Annotated in this window: 24 protein-coding genes; 15 read left to right on the forward strand and 9 right to left on the reverse strand. The window is 54.7% G+C overall.

Annotated elements, in window-relative coordinates:
• Positions 1-163: 163 nt before the first annotated feature.
• The 5 genes from JMJ16_RS55905 to JMJ16_RS07295 form a co-directional block, all read right to left on the reverse strand.
• Positions 164-286, reverse strand: a complete 123-nt coding sequence (locus JMJ16_RS55905; RefSeq protein WP_255553169.1) for a hypothetical protein — start codon at positions 284-286, stop codon at positions 164-166.
• A 219-nt stretch (positions 287-505) separates the two neighbouring features.
• Positions 506-1513 carry a hypothetical protein gene (locus JMJ16_RS07280; protein ID WP_201379736.1) on the reverse strand — a complete coding sequence of 336 codons (1008 nt, stop codon included), beginning with the start codon at positions 1511-1513 and terminating at the stop codon, positions 506-508.
• 199 nt (positions 1514-1712) lie between these two features.
• Entirely contained in the window at positions 1713-3338 is a 1626-nt protein-coding gene (locus JMJ16_RS07285; protein WP_201379738.1) for a Na/Pi cotransporter family protein, read from the reverse strand.
• Between the two features lie 339 nt (positions 3339-3677).
• The gene (locus JMJ16_RS07290) at positions 3678-4355 is read right to left on the reverse strand and encodes an HAD family hydrolase (RefSeq protein WP_201379740.1); all 678 of its coding nucleotides are present in this window, start codon (positions 4353-4355) and stop codon (positions 3678-3680) included.
• A gap of 159 nt (positions 4356-4514) precedes the next feature.
• Positions 4515-4970 (reverse strand): hypothetical protein, encoded by a 456-nt coding sequence (locus JMJ16_RS07295; RefSeq protein WP_201379742.1) that lies wholly within the window; start codon positions 4968-4970, stop codon positions 4515-4517.
• A gap of 313 nt (positions 4971-5283) precedes the next feature.
• Here JMJ16_RS07295 and JMJ16_RS07300 point away from each other — a divergent pair, with 313 nt between their 5' ends.
• A complete protein-coding gene (locus JMJ16_RS07300; RefSeq protein WP_201379751.1) occupies positions 5284-6033 on the forward strand; it encodes an SDR family NAD(P)-dependent oxidoreductase in 750 nt (249 codons plus the stop codon).
• A gap of 106 nt (positions 6034-6139) precedes the next feature.
• On the opposite strand, the gene JMJ16_RS07305 is transcribed toward JMJ16_RS07300, so the two are convergent.
• Positions 6140-6898 carry a metallophosphoesterase gene (locus tag JMJ16_RS07305; protein WP_201379753.1) on the reverse strand — a complete coding sequence of 253 codons (759 nt, stop codon included), beginning with the start codon at positions 6896-6898 and terminating at the stop codon, positions 6140-6142.
• A gap of 232 nt (positions 6899-7130) precedes the next feature.
• Between JMJ16_RS07305 and JMJ16_RS07310 the strand changes: the two genes are divergently transcribed.
• Positions 7131-7541 (forward strand): PPOX class F420-dependent oxidoreductase, encoded by a 411-nt coding sequence (locus tag JMJ16_RS07310; RefSeq protein WP_201379761.1) that lies wholly within the window; start codon positions 7131-7133, stop codon positions 7539-7541.
• A gap of 72 nt (positions 7542-7613) precedes the next feature.
• Positions 7614-8807, forward strand: a complete 1194-nt coding sequence (locus tag JMJ16_RS07315; RefSeq protein WP_201379763.1) for a macrolide family glycosyltransferase — start codon at positions 7614-7616, stop codon at positions 8805-8807.
• 88 nt (positions 8808-8895) lie between these two features.
• Here JMJ16_RS07315 and JMJ16_RS07320 read toward each other — a convergent pair whose 3' ends face one another.
• Together JMJ16_RS07320 and JMJ16_RS56765 are read right to left on the reverse strand one after the other, a co-directional pair.
• Complete coding sequence (locus tag JMJ16_RS07320; RefSeq protein WP_201379765.1) at positions 8896-9858, reverse strand: aldo/keto reductase; 963 nt, start codon at positions 9856-9858, stop codon at positions 8896-8898.
• Between the two features lie 329 nt (positions 9859-10187).
• A complete protein-coding gene (locus JMJ16_RS56765) occupies positions 10188-10529 on the reverse strand; it encodes a DoxX family protein (RefSeq protein ID WP_374228934.1) in 342 nt (113 codons plus the stop codon).
• Between the two features lie 163 nt (positions 10530-10692).
• On the opposite strand from JMJ16_RS56765, the gene JMJ16_RS07330 reads away from it, so the two are divergent.
• From JMJ16_RS07330 to JMJ16_RS07345, 4 genes are all read left to right on the forward strand, one after another.
• Positions 10693-11184: a nucleotidyltransferase domain-containing protein gene (locus JMJ16_RS07330; protein ID WP_201379769.1), complete on the forward strand. Its 492-nt coding sequence runs from the start codon at positions 10693-10695 to the stop codon at positions 11182-11184.
• An 82-nt stretch (positions 11185-11266) separates the two neighbouring features.
• Entirely contained in the window at positions 11267-12169 is a 903-nt protein-coding gene (locus JMJ16_RS07335) for a diacylglycerol kinase family protein (protein WP_201379771.1), read from the forward strand.
• Positions 12166-12849 carry a 1-acyl-sn-glycerol-3-phosphate acyltransferase gene (locus JMJ16_RS07340; RefSeq protein WP_201379773.1) on the forward strand — a complete coding sequence of 228 codons (684 nt, stop codon included), beginning with the start codon at positions 12166-12168 and terminating at the stop codon, positions 12847-12849. Before JMJ16_RS07335 ends, JMJ16_RS07340 begins: the two co-directional genes overlap by 4 nt.
• Before the next feature lie 5 nt (positions 12850-12854).
• Complete coding sequence (locus tag JMJ16_RS07345) at positions 12855-13184, forward strand: tetratricopeptide repeat protein (RefSeq protein WP_201379775.1); 330 nt, start codon at positions 12855-12857, stop codon at positions 13182-13184.
• Positions 13185-13230: 46 nt separating this feature from the next.
• On the opposite strand, the gene JMJ16_RS07350 is transcribed toward JMJ16_RS07345, so the two are convergent.
• Positions 13231-14301: a LacI family DNA-binding transcriptional regulator gene (locus JMJ16_RS07350; protein WP_201379777.1), complete on the reverse strand. Its 1071-nt coding sequence runs from the start codon at positions 14299-14301 to the stop codon at positions 13231-13233.
• A gap of 440 nt (positions 14302-14741) precedes the next feature.
• Here JMJ16_RS07350 and JMJ16_RS07355 point away from each other — a divergent pair, with 440 nt between their 5' ends.
• The 8 genes from JMJ16_RS07355 (at position 14742) to JMJ16_RS07390 (ending at position 24653) form a co-directional block, all read left to right on the forward strand.
• A complete protein-coding gene (locus JMJ16_RS07355) occupies positions 14742-15746 on the forward strand; it encodes a hydroxyacid dehydrogenase (RefSeq protein WP_201379779.1) in 1005 nt (334 codons plus the stop codon).
• Between the two features lie 134 nt (positions 15747-15880).
• Positions 15881-17320, forward strand: coding sequence for an ABC transporter substrate-binding protein (locus tag JMJ16_RS07360; RefSeq protein WP_201379787.1), 1440 nt, complete (start codon positions 15881-15883; stop codon positions 17318-17320).
• Between the two features lie 118 nt (positions 17321-17438).
• Positions 17439-18440, forward strand: coding sequence for a carbohydrate ABC transporter permease (locus JMJ16_RS07365; protein ID WP_201379790.1), 1002 nt, complete (start codon positions 17439-17441; stop codon positions 18438-18440).
• Complete coding sequence (locus JMJ16_RS07370) at positions 18437-19288, forward strand: carbohydrate ABC transporter permease (RefSeq protein ID WP_201379792.1); 852 nt, start codon at positions 18437-18439, stop codon at positions 19286-19288. Before JMJ16_RS07365 ends, JMJ16_RS07370 begins: the two co-directional genes overlap by 4 nt.
• Positions 19289-19335: 47 nt before the next feature.
• On the forward strand, positions 19336-21705 hold the full coding sequence (locus tag JMJ16_RS07375) for a glycoside hydrolase family 2 TIM barrel-domain containing protein (RefSeq protein WP_201379794.1): 2370 nt from the start codon (positions 19336-19338) through the stop codon (positions 21703-21705).
• Positions 21706-21707: 2 nt separating this feature from the next.
• Positions 21708-22526, forward strand: coding sequence for a sugar phosphate isomerase/epimerase (locus JMJ16_RS07380; protein ID WP_201379796.1), 819 nt, complete (start codon positions 21708-21710; stop codon positions 22524-22526).
• A gap of 72 nt (positions 22527-22598) precedes the next feature.
• Positions 22599-23918, forward strand: a complete 1320-nt coding sequence (locus JMJ16_RS07385; protein ID WP_201379798.1) for an RNA-guided endonuclease TnpB family protein — start codon at positions 22599-22601, stop codon at positions 23916-23918.
• A gap of 48 nt (positions 23919-23966) precedes the next feature.
• Positions 23967-24653 (forward strand): hypothetical protein, encoded by a 687-nt coding sequence (locus JMJ16_RS07390; RefSeq protein ID WP_201379800.1) that lies wholly within the window; start codon positions 23967-23969, stop codon positions 24651-24653.
• The last annotated feature ends 42 nt before the right edge of the window (positions 24654-24695 follow it).

Genomic DNA, 24695 nt, shown 5'->3' on the forward strand with positions numbered 1-24695 from the left:
TTGCCTCCATGTATATGCCATTCAGGAATTATTTTTGGGCAATATTGGTTGTCAGTAGACCAATTTATCCTCTTATGCGCAAAAAGTTCCAGCTTCGATCTCTCGTTTCTCGTACGACACCTGAGCTGGCCGCTCGATGGGCGCTACGCTATCGCGCGCACTTTTACAGGGCAAGAGCCATGCCCTGGTGCTGCTGGATGCCCGGAGCAATACGGTAAGCACGTTGATTTCGCCAGGTGAGGTTCCAGCACCTCTTCTGCCTGGAGACCCAGAATGGTACTAACAAGCTCATTCGCCTGGTAAAGCGGACAAAGTAGACCTAATTCCGTTTATCACACAGCCGCGGGCGTCGCAAGAGGCCCTTTTTCTCAGCCCACCACTGGCGTACGCGGCTCCTGGTGGGGGGCTACGCGCTACTGTCCTTCGCTCTGCCTGTGCTGCTGAGGACAAGGGATGGTAACGCTATCCTGCGCATTGAAGATGTTCAATTGTTTGCCGTGCTTAATTACATCTTGCTTAAATAGTCACACATGCGATACCAGATGCTGGGGGGATCGCCATGCGCGGGAGCTGGTGCGTTGGCGTAGTGGAGGTACAGCTCATGGAGCAGTTTGGATTCATGGGAGGGATGGCCCTCGATGATCCATTGCAGGGCCTCCAGGTCTTGCAAGAGTTGCTCAACTGAGATGGCAAGCTCTGTTGGCACCACCGGAGGTGTCTCGCTGGCCTCCTCGACCGCCTGTGCGATGAAGGTGGCAACCTGGTCATCTAGTAACAGGCTTGTTGTGAGTGTGTCTCTCGGTTCAGGAGGAGTGTTACTACTGTTATTTCCCAATTGGAGATCAATAATGGGATATACTTCGTTGAGAGGATCAACAAAAATCTCAAAGAGGGCGTTGTGGATGGCCTCAGAGAAGGCGACAGGATCGTCCAGGGAGTCTGCCAGCGCAAATCCCTGAATATTTTCGTAACGCTGAAGAGGCAAAGGGAGGCGCGTGCGGACGAGTTGTTGGAGTTCACGTGTAATCTCGCCGCGTAGTTCACTGATCGAGGTGTCAGGCCGCCAGGGACCAGTACCCAGGCAGTAAAAGGACCAGCATTTGATAGTTCGCCACTCAGCGGGCCAGGAACATCGCCGGTTGACGAGATAGATGCACTGGCGCTCGCTGGCACTAATGTTTTCTGCAAGCACAGGTGCAGACTGGTCGAGGAGCGTTATCGCAAGTAGATCAAAAGGCTGGACGTTCGAGGCATCCGCCACGCAGCATTGCCCACCGCACTGACGGCAGTAGTTGAAGCCGTTCCAGAGGATATGGTTATACTCTTGAAATAGAGTGGAGAGGTCGCGCACAAACTCCCGCGCTGACTCATAGGTCCAGGTAAGCCCATATGCTGGCACTGAGATTGTGTCGTTGTGCGCTCGCCACTGAGTGATGGCCTGTTCACAGAGACGAAAAGCTTCTCCATTGGCTATATAGACCCGCTGATACTCGGGATGCTGAGTTAATTTCATCTCGCCCTCCCTGAAGAGATGCACCATCGCATTCTGCAATAGTGGTTTGTCGGAGCACGCTAATGCTCTATCTTCACCGAACTCACACTGTATTATGGCATATATCTATACTGTGCTCTATTCAAGATGGGAAAGCCGGCGAGTGCATAAGCATTCTCCGGCTATGTGGTGCGAAATAAAAGTGAGGGTCTGGAATGCTCTACATCTCGCCTTGAACGATGGCCGCGATATTAAAGGCGTGGGATAGAACGCGGCTCATGGCGTTGAGCAGGTCGAGGTGAATGGCGCTTGAAGAGAGGCTGGGCGCGACCCTCTGTTGCAGGCGGCGTACATGACGCAGGTGGAGTGTGCGCTTGGTTTGGGCGAGAATTGCTTTGCGAGTGAGGCATTCCGTGGCAAGGGTTGGATCTTGCGACGCCAGCGCTGCCAGCACCTGCTGTACCGCGAGCTGCACTTCCTGATAATAGGTAATAAGATCCTGCCAACCCTCCTCTGAGAAGACGACCTGTTCGCGCTGCTTGCGTTGTGCGAGCCGGACGATCTGTTTATCAATAATATCGCCAATCGCCTCTAGATCTGTTACAATGTATAGTAGAGCTAGCTCACGCCGCGACTGTTGCTCTGTCATCTGTTCTTCATCAAGCCGGGTCAGGTAGCTTTTCACAGCTTCTTCTAGATCATCGAGCTGGTCATCAAGCTGGTCGATATGCCTGGGAACGTTATCACTTTCTTCATCAAAGGCCAGAATACCACGTTTAAGCATAACTGTGACCAGGTCAGTCATGCGCACAATCTCGCGCATAGCCTGGCCGAGGGCAACAGCCGGTGTTGCCAGGGCTTCTGGATCAAGATGGCGTGGTCCATCTACGCTCTGACTCTCCTGATCGGGTACCAGGGCCGTTACCAGGCGTACCAGTGGTGTTGCCAGGGGAGCGAAGACCAGTGCCAGGGCGATATTCAGCCCCATATGCGCGATAGCGACCTGCGTCCCACCATTCCCCAGATGGGAGAGTAACTGAGCCAGCGGCTGAAGCAGGAGGAACGCCACGGTCACACCTATGAGTTTGGTTCCGGTATGCAGGTAGGCCAGGCGACGCCCGACGCGGGATGAGCCACCCAGGGCAGATAAAAGTGCTGTAAAGGTATTGCCAACGTTTGTACCCAGCATGATTGCCAGGGCTGCGATAGGCGGTAGCGCTCCATTGCCCGCCAGAACGATGACCAGGCCGATAGAGGCTGCGCTTGAGGTAAAGGCGATTGAGAGGATGGCGCCAATAAGAGCCAGAACAATAGGAGCGTTGACCATAGCTTGTAGTACATCTGCCGTAAGAGGACTGGCCGCGACGGGACGGCTCCCAGCTTCGAGTGCCGCCAATCCAACCGTGATTAAGCCAAAGGCAAAAAAAGCCTTCCCAAATGGGCGTAGCCCGGAACGGCGGGTGAAGAATGCTATGGCGGTGCCCAGTCCCAGGATTTCCAGGGCGTGATCAGTAATATGTAAGGCTAGCAACTGGACAACCAGGGTAGAGCCAATGTTGGCTCCCAGCAACATAAAAAAAGCCGTCGTCAGGGTAATAAATTGTGTATTGACGAGACCAACAAGCAGGCTGGATGTGGCGCTAGAACTCTGTGTAATCGCAGTGGTGATCAGTCCGAGCAGTAGCGCCATCCAGGGGCGACGTGACAGCGTCGCCAGGGCACTACGCAAACGGGCGCTCATTGTCTTCTGAAAGATATCAGAAATTTGCTGTACTCCATAGAGGAGCAGCAGGACGCCTGCAATTAGAAAACTCACCACCGTGGTGGGCGATGTTGGCAACTGCATAAAGGGGCCTCCTCTCATCCTTGTCGGGAAATGCCTCTACCTCTTCTGCTAGTGGGTTTCCTTTCTCGCTGGTAGCTCTCAATCGAGAGATTCCGACTTTGTGTATAACCCGGCAACCGGCAGTTTGGGCGTGAAAATCAAACAATTTAATATTAAGGGAATGTTAATGGATTGTTAAGAGAATGTTAAATACTATAACATCTTCTGTCCAGAGGCGCAAGCGGAAAAGAGGGATAATTTTCGGTGTGTAGCGGTTTTAAGGCGAAATAGTCCAGTACTTGCCAGGTTCTACAATCGTAGAACCTGGCAAGTACTGGACTGCTAAGGCTGGAACAGCAACTAAATGGAAGCGCTTATTGTTGTTTCGTGTTCAAGTAAGGTCGCGAGACCCGCTACACTATCTACCAGGTGCGTGGGCTGCTGGTCCTGGAGTTCCTCGTAGGAGCCATAACCATAGGCGACCGCGATAGAGGCGAGGCCATTCTGCTGGGCGCCGATGATGTCGTGTTTGCGGTCACCAATCATGATCGCATTCTGATAAGTTGGAGCTGGAAGCGATGCTAGAGCGTAAGCAATGACCTCGGCCTTGGCAATGCGTGTGCCATCCAGTTCGCTGCCTGCGATAAGCTCAAAATAGTGTGCTAGATCGAAATGGGCCAGAATGCGCTCGGCGAAAATTGTAGGCTTGGAGGTCGCGACCAGCAGGCGCTTATGGCTAGCACGCAGATCGGCGAGCAGAGCAGGAATGCCGGGGTAGACTGAGTTTTCGTATAGTCCAGTTTCAGCGAAATACTCGCGGTAGTAAGCAATGGCCTGTTGGGCCTGTTCAGGTGTAAAGCCATAGTAATTGTGGAAAGACTCGGCCAGGGGTGGGCCAATAAAGGGGGCGAGTATATCAAGATCAGGAACATCTATGTCAAAGCGTGCCAGGGCGTACTGCACGGACTTCGTAATGCCTGGCTTGGGATCAGTTAGTGTGCCATCGAGATCGAAGAGCAGAGTATCATAGGTTAGCATAAGTCTTTTGTAGTTCGCTTTCTTGTATATTGATTAGCTTTATCATAACACAAGAACTTATTTGGAGATAGCATAATACGTCCAGTGTCGTAAGCAGTGGTGAAATCAATAAGCGGACTGGATGTGGTTGAGTGTATGTATGTAACGTCAATGCGCATATCAGAGGCTGATCCACATGTACATGTTTTTTGCCTCGGTCTGGGCGCGGATGGCGAGCTGGCAGAGCTGCTGGAGAAATTGCGTGGCCGCCTCGGTAGGGGGCAGGCCTTTCTTGCTTTGCCATTCCTTGGTCGCTCCCCACTGCGCGCCATAGCGGCTGATCTCAGTGTCTTGTAGCGTAGCTAATCTGTTAACCAGGGGATCGGGGAACTGGTAGATCCATTGCTCGGTGGATTCGGCCTCGCCGAGCATACGCTCATCAAGGCTGGACAAGATAGCTGGTAGGCTATTCTTTTCCAGATTCGTCACGATGAGTTCCAACTGAGCCAGCATGAGAGGGTCGATATTCTTGCCCTGCATGGTTGGAAAGAACTGGCCTGGATTGCCCTGACTCATGAATTGTGTCTCTTCTAGCTCAGTTTTAGTCGCAATAAAGGCGTCGCTTATGAGGCTCATAGTGTTATCTCCATTATTTTAGCGCTTCTTATCACAAATAGAAGCTTAGTTTGTATTTCATGTATTAATCTATATCTGAAGTTTAAGATTGCCGTGCAACAAAAGCATCTTCAGTATATCATTAACAGGTCATGTCTGCCGTATGTAAAATCCATGAAGCTTTCATATCTGTTTCTTTGTGGAAGGGAGCCAGGGTGGGCGGTTTCCCTTTGCCAAGAATGATACGTGATATAGCTGAAGGATGCGTGGTTGCGTACTACGGCGCAACCATATTTTCTGCCTGAATTAATGTTAGCGAAGGGGGACAAGAGAGATGGCAAAGCGCTTAGAGGGTAAGGTTGCGTTGATTACGGGCGCGTCGTCTGGAATTGGAGAGGCGACGGCGCTGGCCCTGGCGGCTGAGGGGGCGCAGGTGGCGGTAGTGGCGCGTCGGGCCGACCGTTTGCAGGAGCTGGTCAAGCGCATTCATGAACAGGATGGTACAGCGGTGCCTGTGGTGGCGGATGTGGCCGACGAGAAACAGGTGCAGAACGTGGTCAACCATGTGAAGGGGAAGCTGGGGCGCATCGATATCCTGGTCAATAACGCTGGCCTGATGCTGCTGGGCTTGATCGATGGTGCGAATACCGAGGACTGGCGGCGCATGGTGGATGTCAATATTATGGGTTTGCTCTACACGACGCATAGTGTGCTACCAATCATGAAGGAGCAAAAGAGCGGACATATTATCAATATCTCTTCGGTGGCTGGTCGTACGGCGCGTGCGGGGAGCGGCGTCTACAATGTCACCAAGTGGGGCGTTGTGGCGCTCTCAGAGGCGTTGCGACAGGAGGTCTATAAAGACCATATTCGCGTCTCCGTCATCGAGCCTGGCGCGGTTGCGACCGAGTTGACCGAGCATATCACCGATGAAGAGGCTAAGAAAAAGCAGGCCGAATGGTTGCAAGGCATCACCCCGTTGGAGAGCGAAGACATTGCCAATGCCATCGTCTACGCCGTGGTCCAGCCAGAGCGCGTCAACGTCAATGAGATCCTGATCCGTCCAATCGAGCAGGATCGCTAAGCTGCGTGTGGCACGACGCTGCTAAAGCACGCGTCTACATATAATGGTACGAGTATATCACGCCATTATATGTAGACGCGTGCTTTAGCAGCGTCGGTCAGGAACTCTAGCGGCTTGTAGCCAGTTGCTCAAAGAATTCGGCGGCCTCGGTGGCTGTGGGTATTTTGAGAATGTTCTCGTTGGCAAAGTCCTGGGCCTGGGGATAGCCGCTCTCGCGTACTTGTTGGGCGGCGGCCTCCAGATCGTATTCCGTCCGGCGGAACTCGTGGCCTTCGGGGGTGAGAAGCAGCCAGTATGCGCCTGGACGTTCTGCATAGGGCATGCCCACACTACCTGCATTAATGATGCGCGTGTTGCCTGTCTGGCGCTCGAATTGTATGTGGGTATGGCCGCAAATGACGATGGGGTGAGCGGTATTGGCGAAGAGCGTGTCGAGGCGCTCCTGGGGTGTCAGGGGAGTGAAGATATCCTCGTCGTTGTGGGGCGTGGCATGGCAGAAGAAAATTTCGCCCTGTTCTTCGAGAGGGAGGGTCAGGCTCTCGGGTAGGCTGGCCAGGTAATCGCGCTGAATCTGCTCCAGTTGTCGCCCAACCCAGTGAGTTGCCGCCTGGCCCTCTTCTGACATATGTGAGGGCAGGGGAAGGCCGTCGAAGGCCAGGACGGCCTCGCGTTCTCCATTACCACGAATGGCGCGCATGTGCAGATCGAGCTGTTGCAGGCGTTCCAGCGTCTGACGCGGGAAGGGACCCGAAACAATATCGCCGCCCAGTACCACCAGGTCAGGCTCTATCTCCTCAAGCTCATTGAGCACCGCTTCTAGAGCGGGCAGGTTTCCATGAATATCATAGAGGGCCGCAATCTTCATATGTTAACTCCTCTTTCATTTCTATGTCTCTATGCAAAGCATAGCAAATACTGGCCGTATGGAGAAGAAGATATCTATGCTTGTAGCATAGATACCCGGTCTATAGGCGTAATATTCATAAAGAAGCCAGGCGGCTGGGAAAGAGTTGCTTTGTGTTGCTATTGTGTCTTACACTGAAGTTATGATTGAGCACGCACGAAAATCCTTGATATAAAATAAGGAGGCGCAAGCTTTGAGCCATTTTACTGAAACTGAGATTGCATATATGCAGGAGCAGAAGCTGGGGCGGCTGGCGACGGTGGATACCAGGGGCAATCCGCATGTGGTGCCAGTGGGTTTTCGCTATAACAGCGAGCTAGATACCATCGACGTCGGTGGCTATAATATGGGTAAGAGCAAGAAGTTCCGCGACGCGGGCCGTCACGGGCGGGCAGCCTTTGTAATCGATGATGTTCTGCCACCCGGGCAACCACGTGGTGTTGAGATCCGAGGCCGATCCGAGGCCATTCAGCAGGGGGGACGGGAAATTTTGCAGAATGAGAATGTGGATGCCGAGTTTATTCGTATCACGCCCACGCATATTATCTCGTGGGGCATCGATACTCATCCCTATCGTCCCAACAGCCGAAAGGTCTCTTCCTAGCCTCATTGAAACAGGTGCGCCGGGTGCCTGCGTGCAATAAACAAAAGATTTGAAAAGGGTGAGCAAGCATATATGGCTAAGTTTCTTTTTTGTAACGTGCCACGCTATGGACAGGTCAATCCCACGCTGGCGGTGGTGCAGGAGCTAGTTGTGCGGGGAGAGCAGGTGGTGTATTGCTTAACCGAGGATTTCCGGCGCGCGGTGGAGGCTACTGGCGCGCGCCTACAGCCCTATCGATCGACGATGTTTGGTTTCAGTTCACCGAGCGCGCCGAGGGGCCCCTATTCCTCAAGCACGCCCGCGCGCCTGGTGGAGGAGAGCCGCTACGTCCTCTCGCAACTGCGCGATGTCGTACGTATGGAGAAGCCGGACTGCGTGATTTATGATCCGGCCAGCCTCTGGGGCTATGTGCTGGCTCAAATGCTGGGCGTGCCAGCGATCCAGTTCCGGCCTGGCTATGTCTTCAACGAGCATTTTCAATTTGCGAGCGAACTGTGGGAGGGGGCCGCGGAAGCGATTCATCCCCACCCCTTCGAGCAGGCGAACAAGGATTTTGAGGCGCTCTGTCGCGTCTATGGCGTGAATGCGTTCCCTTTACAGGAGTTGTATGCCCGAGCGGAAGCGCTGAACGTTATTTCTATTCCCAAGGCCTTCCAGCCTGCGGGCGAGACCTTCGATGAGCGCTTTCGCTTTGTCGGACCCTCCATTGTCTCGCGGCTCACAACCTCGGAGTTTCCCCTGGAGCGCATCAATAGCCAGCCTGCGCTCTATATTTCCCTGGGAACGGTCTTTAATAACCGCGTTGACTTTTTCAACACCTGTTTTGAGGCTTTTGGTGGGAGCGCATGGCAGGTCGTGCAGGCCATTGGCCAGCGCATCAACCGCGCACAGTTGAAAGAGATTCCCGGCAACTTTATGGTCTTCCCCTTTGTGCCGCAGTTGGAGGTCTTGCAGTATACCGATATCTTTATTACGCATGGCGAGCTGGGTAGCATCATGGAGTCGTTGTATTACGGTGTGCCACTTATCGTGGTACCTCAGACCTCGGAGGAGGCGATCACCGCGCGTCGCGTCGAGGAGCTGGGCCTGGGCCTCTCGCTGGACACAGGCGAACTGCATGCTGATGTCCTCAAGCAAACAGTGAATCGCATCGCCAGCGACTCTAGCTTCCGTGTTAACACCAAGCGCATGCAGCGCGCCCTGCGCGAGGGCGGTGGCTACCACGCCGCCGCAGATGCCATAGTTGAGTTTAAACAGCGCAGGTAGCCCGCTACTGGCGTACGCGGCTACGCTGTTGTTGCCCGACAAGCGTAAGGCTCACATTTGCTTTATAACTGCTCACGTAGTGCCAGGCCTACAAATCAGGGCTATTCAACCTGCGCATGTGTTCTTCTGTCAGATGAACGTGCAATGCCCCGAGGTTCTCGTCCAGTTGCGTTGTGTTGCTGGCGGCAATCAGGGGGATGACAGCGGGCGTACTCTGGAGAAGCCAGGCTAAGACGACCTGATTCGGCGTGGCACCGGTTTCGGCTGCTACGGTTGCCAGCGCGCTCAGACGGGCCTCAGTTTCACTTGAGCGGTATTGTGGTATCAAAGCGACATCCTGGCGAGTGTATGCACCAGAGAGGAGTGGGGAGTAGGCAAGCAGCGAAAAATCCTCATGCTCCTGGCAGTAATCCAGCAATTCCTGGGAGGCCGCGATCTGGGGTTCAAAGGTCGCTCCAGCTCTGGGCTGCAGGTAGCTATAGCGCTGTTGCACACAACAATACGTGGCCCAGCCATGCAGGTGGCTGATGTTGCGGGCCTGCTCAATGCGCCAGGTCATCATATTGCTACAGCCAATGGCACGGACTTTTCCAGCAGTGACGAGGCGGTCAAAGGCGGCGAGCGTTTCCTCCAATGGGGTCTGCCGATCATCGATGTGCGCGTAGTAGAGATCGAGGTAGTCAGTCCCCAGACGCGTTAAACTGCCTTCGACGGCTCGCTCAATGGCGCGAGCAGAAAGTCCTTCCCAACTTTCGAAGCTTCCACCAGGCTGGGTAGGCCGGGCTCCGACTTTGGTTGCCAGAGTGATCTGATCACGGTTCTTACGGCTCTTGAGCCAGCGCCCCAGGACCGTTTCGCCTTCATCGCCAGTCGCACCGTCGATCCAGAAGGCGTAATTGTTCGCGGTATCGAAAAAGCGTCCTCCAGCCTCAAAATAGCGGTCTGCCAGTTGATAGGCCATTTCCTGGGTAGTCAATGTGCCAAAGAACATACAGCCCAGGCAGAAGGCACTGACGTCCATGCTGGTTTGTCCGAGAGAGATCTGTTTCATGAGTACACTCCTGATATGAAGAAGTCGTGCCTGGATAGGCTCCAGGCGCGTAGAGATAGTATAATCCCATGAAACGTTTGCCCACATCCACCAAAAGAAGGACCCGCGCGCTGGATTGTGTTGCCAGCAGTTTTACCAAACATCCCAAACGGGGGAACCTTCTATCCTGGGGATACCTCTATTTGAGATGAGTGAGTGACACTAAAGGTTGAGGTTCTATGAAGATTGGGTATACTCGCATTTCAAGACATGAACAAAATGAAGCGCTCCTGAAACCAGATCCCAACCATCTTCGTTGCTAGCATGGCCTTATCCCTTGAGCCAGGCATTTAGGCTCTAAGAAGCGTCACAAGATTTTCCCAGTGGGCACCAAGAACGATGAGTGCCAATATGAGGAAGACTGCTGCAGGAAGCAACTCCGATATAGGATCTTTACCTCGTACAGTATGGGAAAAGAGAGCCCCTAACATGATGGCTATCAAAAGCAAGGCCGCCAGTGTTGCCAGGAGCGGAAACCATATGCCAACCAGCAGACCTATCCCTGCCAGGAACTCGCAGACTCCTGTGAAATAACGGAGCGCCGCGCAGTGATATGTAGGCGCGTGCTTTAGCACGCGCCTACATATCACTGGCTCTAGACGCGTAGTACAGTGCTGCAGGACCAGCAACACTTGCCCAACCTGGTAATACTGAGTTGATCGCTAACGCTTCCCTGACTGGTAACACTTGCTCAAGCAGTAGCCGCGTACGCCAGTAGCAGACTCATTGCGACGTTTGTTGAATGCGATTGATCATGTGCATAATAGATTTACCTTGGAGCGAGGAGTGTTGAGCATGAATGATCGGACATATCCACCGAATAACACGTTGCCCTTTGTGTGTGCTTTGATGTGGCGGTTGGAGGAGGCTGGCTTGCGGACCTGGCTCTTTGGCGGCTGGGCCGAGGAGGTTTGGCAGTTGTGTCCTCCACGAGCGCATCACGATATCGATTTGTTGTATGTCGCACCAGATTTCCAGCAACTGGACGCGTGGATGGCACAGCAGGGGGAGCTTGAGCCTGTTGTGGGCAAGCGCTTTCATCACAAGCGCGCTTTTATTTACCAGGGAGTGCTGGTCGAGATTTTCTTGCTTGAGCACAGCGATAACAGTTTTATCACAAAGTATTTTGGCGATAAGTATGTGCTGACGTGGCCGAAGGGGACGCTCTCGGAGGTGCAACTGGCCGATGAGCCAAGAATAAGTCTTGCCAGCCCGGAAGCGCTGCTTTATTATCGCGAACAGCATGAGCAAGTAAGTGGGGCGTATGAGGCGTATATAAAGGAATAAGAAACCGTTCATTTCAGGAATTGTAGAGGTCTTCGGGGTATGGTACAATCTTGCCTAAGATCCACCACTGAAGGAGATATTTATGGAGTCTGCTCAACCTCTTGTCATGCTTAATCCTGCCGCTCGACATGGCAAAGTAGACCTCTATCGTACACTTGTACGCAGCCGCGCGGAACAGGAAAAGGCCGAATATATCGAGACAAGCGCACCAGGAGAGGCGCGGGAGCGTGCCCGGCAGGCTGCTATGCAGAAGCGTCCCGTGATTATTGTTGGCGGAGATGGCTCGGTGAATGAAGTTGTCAACGGCCTGTTGAGCGTGAGCCAGCGTGTTCCGTTGGGCATCGTGCCAGCAGGTTCAGGCTGTGATTTCGCCTGGAATACCCTCCACTTGCCTCATGATCCTCAAGCCGCAGTCGAGCGCGCTTTTAGTGGTAGATTGATTAACGTGGATGCTGGCCGGGTAAATGAACACTATTTCGCCAATTCGTTCAGTGTGGGGCTTGATGCTGATATTGCTGTGGCAGCAGGGAGCCTGAAAAAATATTTGCGCCTGGCTGGTATGCCTCTCTATTACACCTCAACCCTGCGCCAGTTGCTGTTCGGCTACCACCGTTGCCCCTGGCTAAAGTTCAGTCTGGATGATAATGGAGAGAGGCGCGAGCAGGAACAGCGTTTTATCCTTATGGCGATTACCACGGGACCAACCTATGGTGCTGGCTTTCGCATCAATCCTCAAGCCGATCATACAGATGGCCGCTTCGATATCTGTACCATTCGTTACACTCCCTTGTTGCGTGCCCTGCGCCTATTACCAATCGTCCAGAAAGGTGAACACAGCGATTTGCCAGAAGTAACCTTCTATCATGCTAGAACCGTACAGATTGAGAGTCAGGGGTCTGTGCATATGCAGATGGATGGCGAAACTATGTCTGCGAGCAGCTTCAATGTCACCATTTTGCCGAAGGCTCTGTGGGTACGTGTATGAAAAAGGCCGCAACATATGGAAGTGGCCGGCTAGGCAGCATCATTTACACTGTGTTGCGTCCAGTGGCTCGGTTGTTGATATTGTTGGTATGCCGTGTCTCGGTGCGTGGTTCGGAGCATGTGTCCGTAGCTGGTCCCCTTTTGCTCGTCTCTAATCATCTCAGCTGGTTCGATCCCATCCTGGTAGCGGGTCTTCTTCCTCGCCGTACCTGGTTTTTTGCCAAGAAAGAGATTTTTTCCTGGCCCATTGTGGGCTGGCTGGTGCGTTGTACAGGACAAATTCCTGTACATCGTGGCGAGAGCGATCGCGCGGCTCTGGAACAGGCGCTTGCCTACTTACAGGAGCAACGACCCTTGCTCATCTTTCCTGAGGGGACTGTCGCCCGCCAGGAGCAGATGCTTCAGGCCCACACGGGGGTCGCGATGCTTGTCCTGCGTACCGGAGCGACAGTTCTCCCCGTGGCGTTGAGTGGCTCACGACGTATTCTACGTCCTGGAGGTGGGTGGCGCCCTCATGTCTCTGTTCAGTTTGGTGAGCCCTTTGTTCCCGTTCTGCCCATAGGACTGACGCGTAAAGAGGGGTTACGCAGTATCACACAGGAAATGATGCTGCATATCGCTACCCTGTTGCCGCCAGAGCAGCGGGGAGCATATCGCGACTTGCCGCTGGAGAAGATGTAGAAGGTGTGTCGATCAGTAACTCTGCTGGCATTGCTCACCCGCTCCACGGATTAGCCAACATCTATCGTGAGCAGAAGAAGTATGAGCAGGCGGAGCTGTTGTATCAACGGGCCTTACATATCCGAGAACAAACGTTGGGGCTAGATCATCCTGATACAGCAGAAATGTTGCGCGACCTGGCAACCCTTAGGGAAACTCAGGGGAACAACGTCGAGGCTGTATCTTTGTACCAACGTGTACTGGACATCCAAAAGCAGGTTCTGGGACAACAGCATCCGAAAACGTTGGAAACCCATGAGCGCCTACGTGTTCTATTGCAAGGAATGAACGGGTGAGACGCTGCATTTATATCCCCTGAGTAAAATATAGACTGAGGCGGTCTTAATCAGGCTGAGGCGGGACCGCCGGCGAGCAGGTGCTGACTGATTGACGAATAATGAGTTGACTGGTTATTTCGACGCGGATGGGGGCGGCCTCGGGTTTGAGGGCGCGGTAGATCATGCGTTGTACGGCCAGTCTCCCCATTTCCTCGCTGTTGGCGTGCAGGGTGGTAAGCGCGGGGATCAGAAGTGAGGCGGCGGGAACATCATCATAACCGATCACAGAGATATCTTCAGGCACACGCTTCCCGGCCTCTTGTAGAGCACGCATGACGCCAATCGCGCTCGCGTCATTGGCACAGAAGACTGCGCTGAAGGGAGGATGCAGCCTGGAGAGCCAGGTTTGCATCATGTGGTGCGCGTCATCTACCTTGAGCTGGCTTTCAAGCAGGAAAGCGGGATCATAGGGAATATGGGCCTCCTCCAGAGCTGCACGATAGCCAGCCAGGCGGCGTTGCAAAGTGCTCCTCCGCTTACTCTCAGGCTCGGTCATGTGTAGGATGCGTCTATGTCCATGCTGGAGCAGGTGGCGTGTGGCCTGGAGACCTCCGATGAAATTGTTGGGAAGAAAGGTATCAACCGCCAGGTCACGTTGCTCGGCATTAATTAGAACCACTGGTGTTTTAAGGTTAAGGAGCTCTTCAATGAGCTCACGATCATCAATACTCACCAGTAAGATGCCAACCTCTGGACGTCCTCGGGCCTGGGCAAGTATACTGGCTCTATCGGCTGCGCTCTGCTCAACGACGGAATAGTTCAGTAAGATGTCATGCTGACGGCACTCTGCCGCGACACCGTCCAGGATATTGACGTGGAATGTGTGAGGGGCTTTCATCGTAGCGTAGGACGGTGTAAAAAGATGTAGTTGCTGCAACTTGCCGGGCGTTGCCATGTCCTGGTGGCCAAGCTCCGCCGCACTTTTTAAGACATGCTCCCGAAGCTCCTCACTAATGCCTTCCACGTTATTGAGCACCCGAGAGACGGTACTGGGGGAGACACCCGCGTGTTTGGCAATAGCCCGTTGTGAGACGCGATGCATTGCCAGGAGGTGAGGGGAAGCGTTGTTCTTCATATATCCTCTCTTTACTACTTCTCCGAAAACCTGAGCGCGAAGCGCTAGGCACGCGAGTGACGTTGGGTTTCGGAATAAGATCTTAGAGTTGGAGGAAACTCCAAATCAGATTTATGTATGTGTATATAGCTTACGCTATTGTGAAATTATGTGCAATAGTGTTTCTGGATTTTACGCTAAATCCGCCTGAAATGTGTGCTGAGGAAATGAATTGTGGTTGGGTTGAGGACAGAAACGGAAAGTTTCGCAACGTTTTCGCAACGTAATAGCTTGAAAAGGTGCAAAGCTCCTCGGTATACTTGAAGTCATAGATTGCTTTGTGTTGCGAAGTTGCAGCGCACTAGATCAAAGGAGAAGTTATCCCGTTACTCTACAGTATCTCATACTTACTTTTGTCAATTTGCCTCCTGTGATGTATTTCAGCGAAAGGATTCTTCTCTATGCCGCGTCTCAAAGGCATATTTATCTTGCATTCTAGCGCATACGAAGAGATATATGGGCCTGCGGTGCGCGAAGCGATTGACGAACTGATCGATGTGGTTGCGCCGCCCCAGACGGCTGAGGAGATACTCGCCCATCCCGAGCTCTTGCGCGAGGTGGAGGTGCTTCTCTCTGGCTGGGGAGCGCCCCTCATAGACGAAGCCTTTCTGGCGCATGCCCCTTGCCTGCGGGCCGTTTTCTATGGCGCGGGCTCCATTCGCGGCTTTGTCACGGATGCCCTGTGGCAGCGTGGCATCCTTGTAACAAGCGCCCAGGAGGTAAATGCTATCCCGGTAGCGGAATACACACTTAGTGCGATTCTCTTCTCACTCAAACATGGGTGGCGCCTGGCCGGGCAGGCACGCCAGCAGCAGCGTTTCCCTTCACGCTATGGGGTACCTGGCGTGTATGGAGCCACGGTGGGGATTATCTCTCTGGGCATGGTTGGACGACAGGTTCGCGAGTTCTTGCGCCCCTTTCATCTGCATGTGCTCGTGTATGATCCCTATGTTTCTTCTGCTGAGGCAGCTGAGCTAGATGTCTCCCTCTGTTCTCTGGAGGAGCTTTTCCGCGAGGCTCAGGTCGTGTCTCTGCACACGCCACTGCTGCCCGAAACCACAGGCTTGATACGTGGCACTCACCTTTCCTCTATGCGGAAAGGATCCACGTTTATCAATACGTCGCGTGGAGGATTGGTGCGGCATGAAGAGTTGATCGCGGTGCTGGAGCAGAGAAGTGACCTGCACGCGGTTCTGGATGTGACCGATCCAGAGCCGCCGCATCCGGACTCTCCGCTCTACACACTACCCAACGTTACGCTGACGCCACATATTTCTGGCTCGCTTGGCTCAGAGCGTCGCCGCCTGGGCCAGGTCATGATGGAGGAATTGCAACATTTTGTTGCGGGAGAACCACTGCGCTATGCGGTCACGCGGGAACGGCTCTCGCTGATGGCAACGCCATAGCTCTGCCCAACGCAACGTAGCCCATGTGCAATGTCGTTTTATTTCGTTCAATAAGCTAATCGTGCTTGGTAACTCATACACAAGTATCCATTTACAGCGTCGTTTGGTTCAGTTTAACAGGAAGGGTTCTTCATATGCGTCAATGGCGCCGTCTGGCATTTGTTGCCCTGATGTTGCTGAGTATGCTACTTACCGCCTGTGGCGGGAGCAATGCTCAAGCAACTACTGTCTTAAAGATCGCCGATTACTCTCCTGAACAGAAAGCGTTTCATGAAGCGGTTGCTGCCGAGTATCATCGACTGCATCCCGACGTGACTATTCAGTGGCAATCGACGGCGCAGGCTCAGTACCTGCAATCGTTGCCGCTCTCGTTCCAGAGCCACCAGGCTCCAGATATTTTCTTCTACAAGTCGCAGCTTTCTCCCGAGCTCTCCATGTCTTTCCTGCTCAAGCAGGAATGGATTCGCCAGCTCGATCCCACGGGTAATCCAGATCAGAGTTTTTTGAGCCGCTGGTCCTCTGACATGTTCCAGGAAGGGATAAACAAGCACAACGGCCAGGTCTATGGCTTTCCCTTCACCGACAACGTGATCTGGGGGCCAGGCTTTATGTTCTACAATAAGTCGCTCTTTCAGCAGGCCGGCCTCGACCCCGCCAATCCGCCCACGACCTGGAGTCAGTTTACCTCCGCCTGTCAGGCAATTAAAGCCAAGACCGGGAAATATTGCCTGGGCGTATCGCTCAAGGGGACCGATTTCCAGCGCATGTGGTATCCCATCGCTGGTTCAATCATGACCGACCAGTTCTTTGACTACAAAACCGGGACCTTTGATCTCAACAATCCACAGTTGCTCCAGGCCTTCAGCTTTATTCAGAGTCTCTACCAGAAGGGGCTGGTGGCTCCTGGTGTGAACGACAAGACCTTCTCGCGCCAGCAGCTAGCTAGTGGACAGGTGGCCATGTACTTTGATGGTACCTGGCTGCCCAGCACCTTAACGCAGCTTGGTTTCTCCGAGAGCCAGTATGGCATCGCGGCGCCTCCTTCTCCTGACAATGGCCCTCGCGGTGCCGAGGCGATCTTGAATACGCAGAATGTCTACTGGGTCAGCAGTCAGACGCAGCATGCCAACCAGGCCTGGCAGTTTCTCCAGTGGATGACTGACCCGACTGGCTTTTTCGCCAAGAACTATCTGAAGGATGGCTTTGGCACCCTGGCCTTCGCGGATAATAAATCGCTGATCACCGATCCTGCCATGAAGACCATGGAGCAGATTGCGGCCAGCGGCCTGCGTGTAAACTATCCTGAGCCGCTGCTCAAATGCCCCGACCTGGCGAAGTCACAGGCCTATTCCAAGGCCGCAGGGACTAAGCCCAACGGCGAATGGCAGACCATGGTTGACGCCATTGTCAAGAACACGCCGCTGAAGCCAGGCGCCGATCAACTGGTGGTGCAGCGCCAGAAGACCTTCCTCGATACGTTGCAGCAGGAGGCGGCCTCGGGCTTGAAAGTCTCGCAGTCCTGCTTCGCGTTCTCCAATTGGAACTATAACGAGAATTATACAGGCGGGTATTAGCCTGTAACGGGTTTTTGCCTGCGGCTGCTCGGGCGATTGCCAGGGCAGCCGCAGGCAAGACCAAATCACTGCGATGTTGTTAGCATCGCCTACTCGCGATCTGAAGAGAAGGTACACAATGGGTAAAGTTATAGAATCCTCTCGCTCACTTGCTGCATCCGCCTCGGCAGGTGGAGGAAAACGTGTTCAGACGCGTGTTCGTGGCAAGGGTACAACGGGCTTCTGGATCTTCCTTTTTCTACTGCCATTTCTCCTGTTCTTTGGCGCTTTTACGCTCTGGCCGCTGCTGGCTACCGTAGTCTACTCGTTCTTTGATTGGAATGGCATTGATGCTCTCTCCGCGCAAAACTTTGTCGGCCTGAGCAATTACCTGGAACTCTGGTATGATCCCTTGTTCTGGCAGTCTTTCTGGAATACCCTGCTCTTTGCTCTGGCCAATACTGCCATTAAGCTCCCACTTTCGCTCTTTCTTGCCATTATCCTGACACGCAAGTGGCTCTGGTTTAAACGCTTTTTCCGCACGCTCTTCTTTGTGCCGATCATCCTGCCTGTTGCGCTTGCCGGACAGATCTTTACCTTCCTGCTTAATCCCTCCAATGGGGCGTTGGATAGCTTTCTGCTAGGGACCGGGCTGATCAAGCAACCTATCGACCTGCTGGGAAATGGGAACACGGCCTTGTGGACCGTTATTCTGATCTCCGTCTGGCAGATTTTCGGCCAATATATGCTCTACTGGATGGCCGCTTTACAAAATGTGCCGGAGGAGCTCTATGAGTCCGCACAGATCGACCGGGCTAACGCGTGGCAGCAATTTGTGCATATTACGCTGCCCACGATCGCGCCCATGGCGATTGTGATTACGCTGCTCGGCCTCGTTAATTCGCTGCATGTCTTTGGCATTGTCGTGACCATGACCAGCGGCGGCCCTGGTACCAGCAGCTACGTACTCTCCTATTATATCTACGAGGCGGCTTTCCAGAACCTGCCTTTCCGCTATGGCTATGCCTCGGCGACAGCCGTCCTGTTTATCCTGCTGGCAGCGATCTTTGTTATTATTCAGTGGTGGCTGGGGCGTGATAACACACAGACCACGCGCCGGCTTGGTGGAGGCCGCGCATGAAATCGCTCTCACAACGGAGTGGAGGCCGCTTCCTCCGCTACAATCTGATTACGATTACCCTGCTACTGCTGGTGGGCTTTTTCTGGGTCTACCCTTTTCTCTGGGCGATCGCGGGTGCGTTTAAGACGCAGAGCGGTCTGTTTACTTCAGGGATTAGTCTGTGGCCCAATGAGTGGGATTTCTCCAATTTCCAGCGCGCCTGGGTGACGGCTGGTTTTGGTCAGTATTTCTTTAATACGTTGCTCTACTCTACTGCCTCTACGGTGATTGAGCTGTTCAAATCGGCGCTCTGTGGCTATGTCCTGGCGCGCTATCGCTTCCCTGGACGTAACCTGCTCTATGCGCTAATTGTCGCCACGCTCTTTGTGCCGCTGGCCTCGATTGTCCTGCCACAATTCCTGGTGGTGGAGTCGCTGGGCCTGCTCAATACCCAGGCCGGGGTCATCCTGGCTTTCTCCGGGGCCACGGGCGCCCTCTATGTGCTGCTCTTCGTCAACTTCTTCAAGGGCATTCCTGAAGAGTTGTTTGACGCGGCAAAGGTCGATGGCGCGGGCTTTGTGCGGCTCTTCCGCCTCGTCTTCCCGCTGGCGCGCCCGGTGATCGCAACGGTGGTAATTTTCAACTTTATTGCCACATGGAATGATTTCAATATCCCGCTGATCTATACCTTGAGCGCGCCGGATCTGCGCAATCTGGCCGTGGGAATGTTCGCCTTCCAGGGCGAGAACTCTTTTGACTGGACCGGCTTTGCCGCGGGTACCGTCATCTCATTTGTGCCTGTGCTGCTGGTCTTCCTGGCCTTCCAGGGATACTTTGTACGCGGCCTCTCTGGCGCGGTGAAAGAGTGATTTAGAGAGCAATTTAAAGAGTATTTGCTAGAAAGAAAGATAGGCGTATGCGCCATCAAGCTGCTAAATGTATAAATGAAGCGTGGCGTTTTCACCTGGGGGACCTTCCGCCCTCGGACGTGATGCGAGCTGAGGGGCAGACCTGGAGCGGGGTCACGCTACCCCATAGCTGGAACGCTCTGGACGCCATGGCGCTAGAGGAAGCGCACCATTACACTCGTTCGGTGGGCTGGTATGTGCGCGAGTTTGAGTCGCCTGCCGCTGGACAGCGTCTCTGGGTAGAGTTTGAGGCTGCCTCGCAGCGCGCCAGTACCTGGTGCGATGGCGTGTGCCTGGGAGAGCATGCCGGGGGCTATACGGCTTTTACGGTGGAGCTTCCCAGGCAGCCGCAAGAGAGCATGCCGGGAGAGTCACTGACGCTGGCGCTACGCGTGGATAACCTTCCCGATCCCGATCTCATTCCCTCTGACATGTCGGACTTCTTCCTCTATGGCGGTCTGACGCGCAACGCCTGGTGCTATACCACCGGCTTGCGCCGCCTGGCGAGCCTGCGCTGTGAGACGGAGGTGAGTGTGGAGTTAGCCATGCTCACTATCCATGGCGAGCTGGATGCACCGCCTCCGCGAGCGTTGCGCTTAAGCGCCCGGCTCCTCTCGCCCCAGGGCGAGCTGCTCAGTACTATCGAGGGGAGCATTACGGAAGCAGGCTTTGAACTGCCTGCTCATCGCATTGTACAGCCGCAGCTCTGGTCTCCAGCTCAACCTGTCCTCTATACCGTAGAGGTGACGCTGCTGGATGGTGAGGAGGCCTGGGATGTAGTCACGGAGCGGATTGGCCTGCGCTTCTTCGACTTTCCCGAGAGCGGTCCCTTTCTCCTGAACGGGGAGCCGCTCAGGCTGCATGGTACACACCGGCATGAGGATTGGGCGGGCTATGCCAGCGCCGTCCCTGATGCTCTGTCGCGCCAGGAGTTACGATTGATCAAGGAGGCGGGCTTTAACTTCGTGCGCCTGGGACACTATCCGCAGGCGCGGGCGGTACTGGAAGCTTGTGACGAATTGGGCCTGCTGGTCTGGGATGAGCTGCCCTGGTGCCGGGGTGGCATTGGTGGCGAACACTTCCGTGCTCAGACTCAGGCGATGCTTGAGGAGATGATCAAGCAGCACTATAACCACCCCTCCATCGTCATGTGGGGCCTGGGCAACGAACTGGATTGGGAGAGCAAGCATCCAGATTCTAGCGATGAGAAGGTCTGTGCCTTTTTGCAGACCCTGCACGACTTCGCCCATGCCCGCGATCCTCAGCGTCTGACCGCCCTGCGGCGCTTTGAGCCGGGGGCGAGCATCGTGGATGTCTATTCGCCCTCGATCTGGTCCGGCTGGTATCGTGGGCGCTATGAAGACTATGAGGCGGCGCTCAACGAGGCCCTGGCGCGCTATCCGCGCCTGCTGCATATCGAGTGGGGTGGCGATAGTCATTACGCCCGCTATAGTGCTGGCGAACATATCAACGCGGAAATCGATCAGGAGAGCGACCACGCCGAGCGGCCAGGTATCGCGACCGGTGTAGGTGGTCCAGCGCGTGGTAGCCGCGATAGCGACTGGAGCGAGAGCTATATTCTCGACCTGATGGAGTGGCACCTGCAAGCCCAGCTCCGTACCCCGCGCCTTGTCGGCAACGCGCAGTGGGCGTTTAAGGATTTTGGCACGCCGCTGCGGCCCGAGAATCCCATCCCCTATGTCAACCAGAAGGGATTGCTGGACCGGGCGGGCCGGCCCAAAGCGCTCTACTATCTCTTCCAGAGTTACCTGGCGACCACGCCCATGTGCTTTATTGAAGCGCCAACCTGGGCTATACGTACAGGCCAGCGCGACGCGTTACAGCGTGTGCGCATCTATTCCAACTGCCCCCAGGTCACGCTCTTTGTGAATGGTCGGGATTGTGGCGAGCGGCGGCGCGACGGCACGGCCTTTCCCGCCGCGGGCCTGGTCTGGCATGTCCCTCTGTGCCTGGGAGCAAACGCGCTGCGTGCCGTAGGCCTCGCCGCTGATGGACAGCGCGTAGAGCATACTATTAGCGTGGAGTATCACGAGGCCGCAACGGGTCCTGGCGCCGCCTTTCAGTGGCAGATTCAGCCAGCAAAGACGGCTGGTGGTGAGGAGGGGCAACAGGTCACCATCCAGCTTGTAGACGCGGATGGGCATCCCCTTATCGAGGATCGCCGCCGCGTCTCCTTCGAACTAAGTGGTGCTGGAAGGTTGCTTGCCTGCCTGGGGATCGCCGGTGGAAGCAGCGTGATTGAGCTTGCCAATGGGCGCGCCAGTATTACCGTGCTGACTAAAGAAGCGACTACGCTGCTGGTTAGGGCCGACCAACTTCCAGAAACACTAATTCCCATCGAGCCAGGAGATAGATAAATATGAAACTTGCATATTCTTCCCTTGCCTGTCCAGGCTGGACGATTGAAGAGGCGGCAGAGGCGGCTGCACGCTATGGCTATCAGGCCATTGAATGGCGCCTGGCGGATGGCGAGACGCTTGAGCCCGATGCCTCGCCCGTGGTACGGCGTCGCCTGCGCCAGGCCTCCAGTGCCTATGGGATCGAGATTGCCTGCCTGGATAGCTCGTGTCGGGTGACGCAAGGCACACCTGAGGAGCGTGCGGCGGTGATCGAGGCTGGTCAGCGTATGCTCGATATGGCCGCTGAACTGGGCGCGCCTTTTCTGCGCGTCTTTGGCGGCGCTCTCCCTACAGGTACGACGCGCGCCGAAATGCTCGCGCCCACTGCCCAGGTGCTACACGCGCTTGGCGCCTATGGAGCCGAGCGCGGCGTTACCGTCCTGCTAGAAACCCACGATGCCTGGACCAGGAGCGAAGATGTTCTAAACCTCATCCGGGCCGTGGCTCTGCCCACGGTCAAGGTTTTATGGGATGCCCATCACACCTATCGCGCTGGCGAGACTCCCGCGCAGAGCCTGGCGCTACTCGGAGACGAGATCGCCTATGTCCATCTCAAGGATAGTCGTTTGCTTAATGGCAAGCCGGGAGCCTGGACATATTGCCTGCTCAACGAGGGCGATATGCCGCTACGCGCGATATGTACTCTCCTCAAGCAAGGGGGCTATGATGGCTACCTCTCGCTGGAATGGGAGAAGAAGTGGCATCCCGAGATTGAAGAGCCAGAGGTAGCCCTGCCCCAGGCGTTGCCCTACCTGCGCGACCTCTGGCGGCAGGTCTGACGGATGGTTGCTTTTCTACATTTCTACATCCCAGGCTTGACATGCATATAAATGTTTGATATATTTCCTCCTATGAAACAGACCATCACCGCCAAGCTCAAATTGTTGACTGATCCTGCTCAGTTTGCGGCCTTGCGAGAGACCCAACTGGCCTATCGTGATGCCTTAAACTACGTAAGTCACTATAGCTTTGGGCATGGCAAGAAAAGCAATCGGCGCGCCTTACAAGATGCCTGCTACGACGACATCCGCTTGCTGTTTGGCTTGCCTGCCCAGATGGCCTGTAACGTTCCCCGTCAGGTAGGAGCCACCTACAAAAGCTTGTGGACCAAAGCCAGGCACAATGCCCAGGCCCGCAAAGCTGGCTGGACCAAGAAGCGCTTCAAGGGACTTGATAAGCCGCCCAAGTACGTTTCGCCAACTCTGACCTACAATTACCAGCGCGATTATTCTTTCAAGAAAAATCAACAGGTCAGCATCTTGACTCTTGAGGGGCGGATCGTCGTCTCATATCGCGGTTACGAGAAGCATGTGGCCTTCATTCAGCAAGGAGTCACCATCGGAGCAGCCAAGCTCTGGTATGACAAGCCGCACAAACAATTCTACTTGCTGGTGTCCCTTGACCTAGAGGTGGCTGATCCAACACCTGAGATCCAGTGCCAAGTAGTTGGCGTTGACGTTGGTCAGCGCTACCTGGCCGTGACGGCCACTCCCACGGGGCAAGCCTTGTTTTTTCCTGGCAAGCAGATTCGTGCCAAAGCGGATCATTATGCCCGGCTGAGAAAGCGGTTGCAGAAGAAAGGCACTCGTTCCGCCACGCGACGCCTGCTCGCCATCAGCGGACGAGAGAGACGGTTAAAACACGACCGCAACCACCTGATTAGTCGGCGCATTGTGGATGCGCACCCGCTGAGCCTTATTGGCCTGGAAGACCTGACCCATATTCGTGAAAACACCAAACGCAAGCGGGGCAAGCATGCCAGTAAGAAGCAGCGACGAGCCAATCGTCATGCCTCCTCGTGGGCCTTTGCCGAGCTGCATACTCATATAGCCTATAAGGCAGTGCTTGCAGGAAGCATGGCGATCAAAGTGGATGCGTACCACACCAGCCAAGCTTGTCCTAAGTGTGGCTATGCGTCCCCAAAGAACCGGCCCAATAAGGGGTTGCTCTTTGCGTGCCTGAGTTGTCAGTATACCCTGCATGCGGATCTGATTGGTGCGCGCAATATCGTGTTGCGAACGTTGCTCACTCGGCACGACTGGGTGAGTACGGGGATGTTGTCGGTATCCCCTGATGTGTCGTGCAACGAAGCCAAAGCACGAGAGCGGCAACGTTTCCGTGAGTTGAGGTGGAGCACTGACACAAGCCCCTGCCACAGAGGCGTGGGGTAACTGACCAAGTCCTACAACCCGAACTATCGCGAGGGCTACCTCAATATCATGATTGCAGCCAGCCTCTACTTTGGTCCCAGTACACTCAATACCTTCTTCACCTCGTTTGACTACACCAGCTTTAATCAGCAGTTGCAGTCAGCTGGCTTTACCAACATCCAGGCTGCCTGGGCCAATGCCCAGACGCTCTTCATGAGCGGTGGCAGCGACAATTGTAGCGGCACTGGTTCGGGCGTGCGTACCGCCTTTACCTACAACAACATTCCACTCTCCAATCCCGCCGGTATCTTTGACCAGCTGGCTATCTTCACCTACCAGGATACGGTGACCAGCACGGGTGCAGGCGGCAATGCGTATATCGCCGATAACACCACCAGCCCCTACCAGGGCCAGCAGGGCATGGAGCATGAGTTTAACTCAACCGACTCCGGTGGCGCCCGCAGTGATGCCCTCTACGCCTATGAGGGCTGGATGAACAGCATTTCTTCGCGCACTGATATCACCCTCTTGAATGCCTGGGGCTGTGGCACAACCCAGACGCAGGATATAAGGTTGGAGAGCGTCGGCTCTGGCGATCTGCTCTACAAGCTACAGCATGGTTATGAAGGCTACTATCTTGCCCAGAGCCACCTGGTCAACGAGACAACGCCCTCTAGCGATGGGCCCTCTGCTAAGGGCTTCTACTTTGACCAGCAGGTCTGGAACATCGTTCTCTCAAAGGTCCAGCCCTGCTAAAAAAGTATCCACCTGAACCCGTCAAATGCCAATGGGGTCCAG

The organism is Ktedonobacter sp. SOSP1-52, from assembly GCF_016587395.1.